The organism is Nioella sp., from assembly GCF_964229645.1.
Taxonomy (GTDB): domain Bacteria; phylum Pseudomonadota; class Alphaproteobacteria; order Rhodobacterales; family Rhodobacteraceae; genus Nioella.
Genome location: NZ_CAXREX010000238.1, coordinates 1 through 2,874 on the forward strand (window position 1 = coordinate 1; position 2,874 = coordinate 2,874).

Below are 2,874 nucleotides of genomic sequence, written 5' to 3' on the forward strand. Positions count from 1 at the left end.
CCGCCAGATCGGCGGGCGTCCAGATCGCGGTATGGCCGGGTTCGCGCGGCGGCCCATGGGGGCGGATCGGACGGGCGACATAGATGGCGCAGATCTTTTCGGCCCATTTGTCGTAGTCTGGCATGTAGGTGAACCGCCGGAAGGCTCCGATGCGACGGGGGGCGGCGATGCGATAGCCGGTTTCCTCGAACACCTCGCGGTGCAGGGCAGTCAGGGGATGTTCGCCCGGATCAATGCCGCCGCCGGGCAGCTGGAACTCGGGCGTGGGTTCGGCCTGATGGGTCAGAAGAAGCGATCCGTTCAGCGGAAGGATCGCGTAGACTCCTGCGCGGAACGCATAGCGGCGATGCTTTTCGGGGGGCTCTCCGTAACGGCGCATGGGGCTCTGCCTTGTAACGGGGCATCATTGCCCCTAGGTGCTGGCCAAGATATGCCTGTGACAGGCTCAGAAGGAAACCCCACGATGATCGGATCGAAACTGGCCTGGGACGACACCGTCCTGCCCTTTCAGCTTGATGCTTCTGACGTGCGCGGCCGCGTGGCGCGGCTGGACGGCGTGCTTGGCGGCATCCTCAAGCAACATGACTACCCCCCGCAGGTCGAGGCGCTGGTCGCCGAGATGGCCCTGCTGACCGCGCTGATCGGCCAGACGATCAAGCTGCGCTGGAAACTGTCGCTTCAGGTGCAGTCCAAGGGCGCGGTGCGCATGATCGCCACCGATTACTACGGCCCCGAGAAAGAGGGCGACCCGGCCCGCATCCGGGCCTATGCCAGCTTTGACCGTGACCGGCTGACCGACAGCGCACCCTTTGACCAGATCGGCGAAGGCTATTTCGCGATCCTGATCGACCAGGGCAAGGGTATGCAGCCCTACCAGGGGATCACCCCGCTGGCCGGTGGATCGCTGCGCGCCTGCGCCGAGGCCTACTTTGCCCAGTCCGAACAGCTTCCGACCCGGTTTTCGCTGTCCTTCGGCAAGTCGACCGAAGCGGGCGGTGTCGAACACTGGCGCGCCGGCGGCGTGATGATCCAGGTGATGCCCGAGGCCGGCGAACATGTCGCCGGTGAGGGCGGCACAGGCGAAGGCGGTCTTCTAGTGGCCTCGGACCTGGTCGAAGGCGACCGGGAAGAGGATTGGAACCGCGTGAACTTCCACCTTGATACGGTCGACGATCTAGAGTTGATCGGCCCAAGCGTCGCGCCGACCGATCTGCTGGTCCGACTGTTTCACGAGGAACAGCCGCGCGTCTTCGGGTCCCAGCCGGTGCGCTTTGGCTGCACCTGTTCCGAGGATCGCGTGCGTCAGTCCCTGTCGATCTATTCCGCCAAGGATATCGAGAAAATGACCACCGACGACGGCCAGGTCACGGCGGATTGCCAGTTCTGCGGCGCGCATTACGTGCTGGATCCGAAAAGCGTCGGCTTCGAGGCCGGGACATCGGATGAAGGCTGACGCCCGCGTCTATGATCGCATCCGCGACGCCCTGTCCCGCCCGGGGCAGGGCTCCTCGGATTTTGATCTGAACGGGGCTGGGGGGATCGCGGATCCCTCCAAGCTGCGGCCGGCCGGTGTGCTGGTGCCGCTGATCGAACGCGACGGCCAGGTCAACGTGATCCTGACCAAGCGGACCTCGCATCTGAAACATCATCCCGGGCAGATCGCCTTTCCCGGGGGCAAGGTCGAACCGACTGATGCCGATGTCACCGCCGCCGCGCTGCGCGAATCCCACGAGGAAATCGGCCTGCCGCCCGAGCTGGTCGAGGTTCTGGGCTACCTGCCAAAGCATGAAACCGTCAGCGTCTTTTCCATGACGCCCGTGGTGGCGCGGGTGACGGCGGATTTCGTCAAACGCCCCGAACCCGGTGAGGTCGAAGAGGCGTTCGAGGTACCCCTGGCGCATCTTCTTGATCCGGCGAATTACCTGGTGCACGGGCGCCGCTGGCGCGGGCAGCGCCGGTATTATTACGCCGTGCCCTATGGGCCCTACTACATCTGGGGTGCCACGGCGCGGATCTGTCGGGTTCTTGCGGATCGGATGGCGTGATGCGGGTCACGGGTGCCTGGCTGACGCATCCGGGAACGCGCGCCGTCTGTGATGCGCTGACCGGGGCCGGGCATCAGGCGCTGTTTGTCGGCGGCTGCGTGCGTGACGCTTTGCTGGGCCGTGTTGTCGGGGATATCGACATTGCCACCGACGCCACGCCCGATCAGGTGATCGCGGCGGCCAGGGCCTCGGGCCTCAAGGCGGTGCCCACGGGTATTGACCACGGCACCGTCACCCTTGTGGCCGAGGGGCTGGGGCACGAGGTCACGACCTTCCGCCATGACGTCGACACCGATGGCCGCCACGCCACCGTGGCCTTTTCCACCGACGTGGCCGCGGATGCGGCGCGGCGCGATTTCACCATGAATGCGCTTTATGCCCGGCCTGACGGCACGTTGGTTGACCCGCTTGGCGGGCTGGCGGATCTGAATGCGCGGCACCTGCGATTTGTGGGCGACCCGGATCAGCGCATTGCCGAGGATTACCTGCGTATCCTGCGCTATTTCCGGTTTCACGCCTGGTATGGCGATCCCGACCGTGGGATGGATCCCGATGCCCTCGCGGCCATTGCCGCCGGGGCCGAGGGGCTGGCGCAGCTGTCCCGCGAACGCATCGGGCACGAGGTGATCAAGCTGCTGCGCGCCCCCGATCCCGCGCCCGCCGTGGCCGCCATGCGCCAGACCGGCGTGCTGGGCCATGTGCTGCCCGGCGCCGACGACCGGGCGCTGGCCGTTCTGGTTCATTTGGAAGGCGATCTTCCCGCCGATCCGCTGCGGCGTCTGGCGATCCTGGGCGGGGCAGATGTGGGGGACCACCTGCGCCTCAGCCG

4 protein-coding genes are annotated in these 2,874 nt (G+C 66.2%); 3 read left to right on the forward strand and 1 reads right to left on the reverse strand.

Annotated features, from left to right (window positions below; genetic code table 11):
* A partial coding sequence (locus tag ACEQXV_RS15955) for an NUDIX domain-containing protein (RefSeq protein ID WP_370269988.1) occupies window positions 1–379 on the reverse strand: 379 nt, incomplete at its 3' end.
* 84 nt (window positions 380–463) lie between these two features.
* On the opposite strand from ACEQXV_RS15955, the gene ACEQXV_RS15960 reads away from it, so the two are divergent.
* From ACEQXV_RS15960 to ACEQXV_RS15970, 3 genes are all read left to right on the forward strand, one after another.
* Window positions 464–1,453 carry an Hsp33 family molecular chaperone HslO gene (locus ACEQXV_RS15960; RefSeq protein ID WP_093449161.1) on the forward strand — a complete coding sequence of 330 codons (990 nt, stop codon included), beginning with the start codon at window positions 464–466 and terminating at the stop codon, window positions 1,451–1,453.
* A complete protein-coding gene (locus ACEQXV_RS15965; protein WP_370269990.1) occupies window positions 1,443–2,045 on the forward strand; it encodes a CoA pyrophosphatase in 603 nt (200 codons plus the stop codon). Before ACEQXV_RS15960 ends, ACEQXV_RS15965 begins: the two co-directional genes overlap by 11 nt.
* A partial coding sequence (locus ACEQXV_RS15970) for a CCA tRNA nucleotidyltransferase (protein WP_370269991.1) occupies window positions 2,045–2,874 on the forward strand: 830 nt, incomplete at its 3' end. The genes ACEQXV_RS15965 and ACEQXV_RS15970, both read left to right, overlap by 1 nt.

What these genes read in the sequence shown, in the direction of transcription:
- ACEQXV_RS15960 (WP_093449161.1), top strand. Translation starts at nt 464, where the DNA reads ATGATCGGATCGAAACTGGCCTGGGACGACACCGTCCTGCCCTTTCAG.
- ACEQXV_RS15965 (WP_370269990.1), top strand. Translation starts at nt 1,443, where the DNA reads ATGAAGGCTGACGCCCGCGTCTATGATCGCATCCGCGACGCCCTGTCC.